This window comes from Streptomyces sp. NPDC055506 (genome assembly GCF_053643595.1).
This window is the reverse complement of sequence record NZ_JBSHKH010000135.1, coordinates 15603-22413: the sequence shown is the minus strand read 5'-3', so window position 1 is coordinate 22413 and position 6811 is coordinate 15603. Positions and strand designations below refer to the sequence as shown.

6 protein-coding genes and 1 pseudogene are annotated in these 6811 nt (G+C 70.6%); 4 read left to right on the top strand and 3 right to left on the bottom strand.

Translation table 11 applies throughout. The features are described from left to right. Together ACWIF2_RS34130 and ACWIF2_RS34125 are read left to right on the top strand one after the other, a co-directional pair. Positions 1-477, top strand: a 477-nt coding sequence (locus tag ACWIF2_RS34130; RefSeq protein ID WP_454364764.1) for a cbb3-type cytochrome c oxidase subunit I, incomplete at its 5' end; no start/stop codon positions are given. Then, positions 474-824, top strand: coding sequence for a hypothetical protein (locus ACWIF2_RS34125; RefSeq protein ID WP_454364763.1), 351 nt, complete (start codon positions 474-476; stop codon positions 822-824). The genes ACWIF2_RS34130 and ACWIF2_RS34125, both read left to right, overlap by 4 nt. A gap of 52 nt (positions 825-876) precedes the next feature. On the opposite strand, the gene ACWIF2_RS34120 is transcribed toward ACWIF2_RS34125, so the two are convergent. Next, entirely contained in the window at positions 877-1758 is an 882-nt protein-coding gene (locus tag ACWIF2_RS34120; protein ID WP_454364762.1) for an NAD(P)-dependent oxidoreductase, read from the bottom strand. A 149-nt stretch (positions 1759-1907) separates the two neighbouring features. On the opposite strand from ACWIF2_RS34120, the pseudogene ACWIF2_RS34115 reads away from it, so the two are divergent. Beyond that, positions 1908-2870, top strand: a pseudogene (locus ACWIF2_RS34115) (GlxA family transcriptional regulator); the annotation flags it as partial. A 34-nt stretch (positions 2871-2904) separates the two neighbouring features. On the opposite strand, the gene ACWIF2_RS34110 reads toward ACWIF2_RS34115, so the two are convergent. Further along, positions 2905-3564 (bottom strand): TetR/AcrR family transcriptional regulator, encoded by a 660-nt coding sequence (locus ACWIF2_RS34110; protein WP_454364761.1) that lies wholly within the window; start codon positions 3562-3564, stop codon positions 2905-2907. Between the two features lie 128 nt (positions 3565-3692). Here ACWIF2_RS34110 and ACWIF2_RS34105 point away from each other — a divergent pair, with 128 nt between their 5' ends. Next, positions 3693-4946, top strand: coding sequence for a YncE family protein (locus tag ACWIF2_RS34105; RefSeq protein ID WP_454364760.1), 1254 nt, complete (start codon positions 3693-3695; stop codon positions 4944-4946). Here the strand turns inward: ACWIF2_RS34105 and ACWIF2_RS34100 are convergent. Beyond that, positions 4943-6760, bottom strand: a complete 1818-nt coding sequence (locus tag ACWIF2_RS34100) for a cellulase family glycosylhydrolase (RefSeq protein WP_454364765.1) — start codon at positions 6758-6760, stop codon at positions 4943-4945. The two genes, ACWIF2_RS34105 and ACWIF2_RS34100, sit on opposite strands and share 4 nt — an antisense overlap. Positions 6761-6811: the final 51 nt, after the last annotated feature.

The window sequence follows — 6811 nt, the reverse complement described above, 5'->3', positions numbered from 1 at the left end:
TTCGGCACCGTGGTGTTCGCGATGTTCTCCGGCTTCCACTTCTGGTGGCCGAAGTTCACCGGCAAGATGCTGGACGAGCGCCTAGGCAAGATCACCTTCTGGACGCTGTTCACCGGCTTCCACGGCACCTTCCTGGTCCAGCACTGGCTCGGCGCGGAGGGCATGCAGCGGCGGATCCCCGACTATCTGGCGGTGGAGGGCCTGACGACGCTCAACACGGTGTCGAGCATCTCCTCGTTCCTGCTCGGCATGTCGATGCTGCCGTTCTTCTACAACGTCTGGAAGACGGCGAAGTACGGCGAGCGGGTCACGGCCGACGACCCCTGGGGCTACGGCCGTTCCCTGGAGTGGGCTACCTCCTGCCCGCCGCCCCGCCACAACTTCGTCGCCCTCCCCCGGATCCGCAGCGAGTCCCCGGCCTTCGACCTCCACCATGCGGAGGTCTCCGCGGCGGAGAGGGAGCTGACGCTCCGATGACCGCGATGGAGGGTCTCCCCGCGGACCTGCGGGCGTTCCACCACGAGGTCGAGGGTCATCTGCTCGCCGCGGCGGCGCGCGAGGAGGCCCGCGCGGCCGCCCAGCGCTTCACCGCCGGGCTCGACTGGCTGCCGGAGGCCCAACGCCAGGCGGTGGAGCGGCTGTTCGCGGCGGAGCACCTCGCCCTCACCCGGGCCTCCTGGCAGCGGACGGCACACCGCGGGGAGGAACTGCGGGGCGAGTACGAGGCGGTGTACCGCGGTCTCCGCGCGCGCCTGCTGGCCGCTCTGCTGCTGGGAGTCACGCTGGTAGTGGCTGTGAACCTCGTGGTACTGGGGTCGGGCTAGCCGTCTCAGCCCCTCGCCGTCTCAGCCCCTCGCCGTCTCAGTCCTCGCCGTCTCAGTTCCTTGTCGGGGGCCGCAGTACCTCGATCAGGCTGGCGTAGCTGTCCTGTCCGTGACCCGCCGCGCCGGCCTTCTCCATGGCCGTCTTCAGCAGCTCGGGCAGCGCGTTGTCGATGCCCCGGGCCGCCGCCGCGTGGATGAGGTGGTCGATGGCCGCGATCTGTACGTCGACGGTGGCGTCGTCGCCCGGGTAGCGGCCCGCGTCCACCTGGGGCGCGTACGTGGTGAGGAAGCCCGCCACGGCGGTCAGCCAGCGGATCGCCACGGGGGTGAAGTCGGCGGCGGGCGTCCCCTCGGCGCCGACCAGCGCCGTGCCGTGCAGCCAGCCGGTCATGGTGGACCACATCAGGCCGAGCAGCGCGGCGTCGTAGAGGGAGGCGAGGCCGGGGTCGGTGCCGAGGTACAGCGGGTCACCGAGGGCGGTCAGCGTCGGGCGGTGGGTTTCGAAGACCTGCCGGGAGCCGCTGTACAGGAACATCATCGCGGGGTCGCCGACACCGGGCGGGGTCGTCATGATGGCGCCGTCGAGGTAGTCGGCCCCATGGGACCGGGCCCACTCGACGGCCTCGTGGGCCTGCTCGGGAGAGCCGGAGGTGAGGTTGACCAGAGTTCTGCCCGCGAGGTCGGCGGCGGCCGGGTCGAGGACCGTGTACAGCGCCTCGTAGTCCAGCACACAGGCGATGGTGAGCGAGGAGGCGGCGACCGCCTCCTGGGGCGTTGCCGCCAGTCCGGCGCCTCGCTCGACCAGGGGGCGGGCCTTGTCCGGGGTCCGGTTCCAGACGGTGGTCGGGTGGCCCCGGTCCAGCAGCGCGGCGGCCAGGGCCGAGCCCATCGAGCCCAGTCCGAGCACCGTGACGGCCTGCGGTTCTGCGTTCATGCCCAACTCCTCGTGAAACGTGTGCGGGTGATGCGTGATCAGGTACGGCAACGCTCGCAGGGCGCGAAGATCGGGAACAGTGACAGTGGTGTCGGCGTCCACCAAATTCCTGCCATAGGCTTCCGGGCATGGGTGCTGGTTCTGTCGCCGTGGTCGTGACCGAGGAGATCGGGGTCCCGTCATGGGATCTGTACGAACTGAGCATCCCCTGCACCGTGTTCGGCAAGCCGCAGCCGGATCTTGCCGATCCCTGGTACGACCTGTGGCTCTGCGGGACGGGAGCGGGGGCGCGGGAGGGTGCGGAGGGCCATGGTCTGACCTTGCGGACCCGCTATGGACTCGACGACCTGGCGGACGCCGACACGGTCATCGTGCCCTCGGTGCCGGACCCCTGCGTCGACGAGGGCAGGCCGCTGCCGGAGGGGTTGGTCGCGGCGCTGCGGCGCGCCCATGACGCGGGCGCCCGCATGGTCTCCCTCTGCACCGGCGCGTTCGCGCTCGCCGAGGCGGGGCTGCTCGACGGCCGGCGCGCGACCGCCCACTGGATGCACACCGACCGGCTGGCCGAGCGGTATCCGAAGGTGCAGGTCGACGAGTCGGTGCTCTACGTGGACGACGGTGATGTCCTCACCAGCGCCGGGCTCACCGCGGGACTCGATCTGTGTCTGCATCTGGTGCGGCGCGATCTGGGCGCGCACGTCGCCAACCAGCTGGCGCGCCGCATGGTGGTGCCCGCCCACCGGCCGGGCGGGCAGGCGCAGTTCATCGAGCTGTCGGTGCCGCCCAGCGACGACGAGGGGCTGGCTCCCGTTCTGGAGTGGGCGCGGGCGAACCTCGACCGGCCGCTGACGGTCGCCGATCTGGCGCGGCGGGCCTCGATGAGTCCGCGTACGTTCTACCGGCGCCTCCAGGCGGCCACCGGGACGACGCCTCTCCAGTGGCTCCTCGACCAGCGGCTCGGGCGCGCCCGGTCACTGCTGGAGTCGACGGACCTGCCGATCGAGAAGGTCGGGGAGCTCAGTGGCCTCGGCACGGCCAACAACCTCCGTCACCACTTCCTCAAGCACATCGGGGTGTCGCCGGGCGACTACCGGCGGGCCTTCCCCGCGGCGGCCACCGGCGGACGCGGCCGGACCCGGGCCCGGCTCACGTCCGGGGAGTCCATCCCGGCGGCCGCAGGATCGCCAGCAACTGCCGGACCAGTTCCTCGACCACCTCGTCCAGGGTCGCGTCGACCCACCCCGCGCTCCAGTCGTGCAGCAGGCCGTTGACGCTTCCGATGAAGCCCGTCGCCGCGAGGCGGTAGTCGCGGGGTGCGGCCTCCCCGCGCGCGGCGGCCGCGTCGGCCTCGGCACAGATGAGGCCGACCCAGCCGGCGCGGCGGGCGAGCCGCTGTTCCTCCAGGCGCGGGCTGACGCCGATGATCTCGACGAAGGTGATGCGGATCCGGCGCGGATCGGCCGCGAGGTTCCCGGCGTAGGCGCGGAAGATCGCGGTGGCGCGCTCGACGAGGGGCAGTTCGGCGGCTGCGGCCGCGACCTCCACGACCGCCGCCTCAGCCCAGCCGTTGACCTGGAGATGCAGCGCGGCGAGCACGTCCTCGAGGGTGCGGAACTCCTCGTAGAACTGGCGGGTGGACAGTCCGGCAGCCTCGCTGAGCGCCGCGACCGTGGTGGAGCGGAAGCCGGGGGTGTCGCCGAACAGCTGGAGGGCGGCGTCGAGGAATCGCCGGCGCCGCTCGGCCTGCCGCTCCTCGGCCGTCTTGCCGCCGTAGCGGCCGGTCGGCGCTCTGAGTCTCCCCGGCACCGGCTCTCCCTTCGTCGTTCGAACACCGATTTTGTCGTGCACGCGGTCTTGTGGAGAAGGCCGCCCCTTCCTTACTTTTCAGTAAGTTCATTCTGAAACCACGCGTGTTCAGATTCCAAGGAGCAGTCATGCCTGCTTTCCGACGACGGCACCTGTGCTCCGTAGCCGCCGCCCTCGCCCTGACCTTCACCGTCCCCGCGACCGCCGCCCACGCGGACGCCCCGGACGCCTCCGCCGCGCTGCGCGAGGTGCTGTTCGTGGGCAACAACTGGGAAGGCACCGCCGATGTCATCAAATCCACCGGCGACTTCGCGAAGATCGGCCGGATCAACGTCGTCCCCGACAAGGACGAGCGGATGGCGGAGATCAACGCCGATCCGATCCGGTGGATCGCCTTCATGACGATCCGCAACAGCGTCGGCGAGGGGCACGACCAGTTCGTCGACGACATGTACTCCACGCCGGACGGGAAGTCGGTGGTGGTCTCCCGGCCGAGCTTCGCCGACGTGGTCTCGATCGACCTCGCCTCAGGGCGGATCAACTGGCGCTTCCCGGTGTCCGGTTTCCGCGCCGACCACATGGCGGTCTCCCCCGACGGCAAGCGGGTCGCGGTGTCCGCGTCGACCGGCAACTCCGTGCACGTGCTGGACATCGAGACCGGCAGACAGCTCGGCAAGGCGGCCACCGGGGACAAGCCGCACGAGAACATCTTCACCAAGGACGGCAAGTACATCTACAACATGTCGATCGGCGAGGTGAACACGCAGACCGACGCCCCGTGGCTGGACTGGACGAAGGGCGACCGGCGCATCACCGTCATCGACGCGACCACGTACCAGCAGGTCAAGGTCATCGACATGCGCCAGCGCCTGGACGCGATCGGACTCAAGGACTACTCGGACGCGGTCCGCCCGGCCGTGTTCTCGCCGGACGAGTCGAAGCTGTACTTCCAGGTGTCGTTCTTCAACGGCTTCTTCGAGTACGACCTGGCCACCGACAAGATCACCCGCACGAAGATCCTGCCGAAGAACCCGGCGACCAGCGACGACCGCACCACGTTCGTCAACGACTCCCGCCACCACGGCCTCTCGATGAGCCCGGACGGCCGCAAGCTCTGTGTCGCGGGCACGATGGACGACTACGCCACGGTCGTCGACCGCGCCACCCTCCAGGAGGGCCCGCTCGTCACCGCCGCCAAGCCCTACTGGGCCACGGTCAGCGGTGACGGCAGGAGTTGCGTGGTCTCCGAGAGCGGCTCCGACCAGGTCACGGCCATCGACTTCGCCACCGGGAAGAAGGTCGTGTCCGTGCCGGTCGGAGACCACCCGCAGCGCGTCCGGCTCGGTCATGTGGAGGCCGGCTGGACGAGCCCGGCCGGCTAGTCAGCCTCCTTCGCGGCCCATTCCGCCAGCTCGGAGCGGGCCGCCTTCAGCAGGTCAGCCGAGGGAGCCGTCGCCCCGTTGGTCACCAGCGCGTAGTGCAGGACGCCCGAGTCCGGCGCGGTGAGCAGCAGGCGGCGGCTTCCCGTGCCGCCCGGCTCCTGCGCCACGCCGACCGGGGTCGTCGAGGTGTACGCCGGCGGGGCGTGGGCCGTGCCCAGGTCGGAGACGACCGTGGTGGACGAGGTCGGGAAGCTCGCCGGCAGGTGCAGTTCGGTGGGCGCCGAGCCGCCGTCCGAGCGCCACAGCAGCAGCCCGTACTGCCCCGATCCCACGAGCCGTTGCACGCTGGGCAGCGAGCTCGGCACCGGGTTCCAGGTCAGCGTCGTCGAGCCGTCCCGGGAGCGGTCCTCGTAGGTGAAGCCGACGGTCCTGCCGGCCGTGGCGCTCGGGTAGAGGCGGTCCAGGAGCCGGGCGTCCTGGCGCAGCACGGGCTTGCCCGAGTCGTCGAGGCGTACGGCGGACAGGTCCTCGTCGTTCCAGGCGTCACCGGTGGTGAGGACCTTGTCGGGGTTGCCGTTCATCGGCTCGCGGTGCCGGCCGTTGTAGATGTCCCACTGCCACTGCGAGCCGGAGAGCACGGGCCCCGAGGCGGCCGGGTCGGACCACCAGTCGGCCCCCTTCAGGCGTGAGTCGAGGGCCTGGTACATCCCCTTGAGGACGGTCGGCGCCTTGTCGGAGACATTGCCGGCCAGCGGGTGCCCGAACTCGCTGACCACGGCGGCGGTCCGCGCGGCGGCGGCCCGGTCGCGGACGGTACGGAAGTCGTTGACGTACTGGCCGTCGGCCGCCTTGCCCCACATGAAGACGCCGGAGATGGCCTTCTGGTCGTAGAAGTGGGTGTTGAACACATAGCGCGGTCCGAGCGTGCCGGCGTCCAGCAGGCCGCCCTCCTGCTTCTGGAAGTCGAGGTTGGCGTTCCAGAAGAGGTTCGGCTCCACGAAGGCGGGCTTGTCCCGCCAGCCTGCAGTGTCCATGCGGGCCCGGAACTTCTCGTAGAACGGCCACAGCACGTCCTTCTCCCAGGCGCGGCTGGTCTGCCCGGAGTCGTAGACGCCCGCGTGCGGTTCGTTGTAGGGATCGAAGCCGACGACGCCCTTGAACGGGTCGGCGCCCAGGTGCTGCCTGAGGTACGTCATGGTCTTCTCGGCGGTGGCGAGGAAGGCGTCCTGCACACCGTGCGCGTTGTGCCAGAAGTCGTACGAGGCGCGCTTCACGGCCTCGTTCTGGGTGATGTTCTGCCCCCAGAAGAGGCAGATCCCGCAGGACTCGTCGGGGTATTTCCCGGCGTCCACCGCCCACTTGGGCGCGCCGTCGCCGGTGTACCAGCTGTCGGCGTCGAAGAGGTGCCGGGAGTAGAGGTCCTGGTGGAAGTCGGGGTAGACGCGGATGCCGGCGTCGAGGAAGGCCCGCATCTGCTCGGTGGCGGCGGCCAGGTAGGCGGTGTCCACCTTGCCGCGCTCGGGCTCGGCGTAGGCCCAGGAGAGCAGGAAGCGGACGGTGTTGCCGCCGCCGAGGGCGCGCAGGGCGGTTGCCGACTTCTTCGCGTCGGCGGCCGAGGCGAAGGGCAGGCCGCCGTTCTCCGCCAATTTGGTCTCGCCGGAGACGTTGTAGCCGCGGAGCACGAGATCGCGGCCGGAGGCGTCGGTGAAGCGGCCGTCCCGCACGGTGACGGTCGGGTCGTCGAACCAGAGGGAGTCGGGAGGGGGCGCGGCGGTGGGGGGGGGGGCGCCCCCCCCCCCCCGGGGGGCCCCCAGGTGCGCCCCCGCACACCCGAGGACGGGCCCCAAAGGTTGGGTGTGACCAAA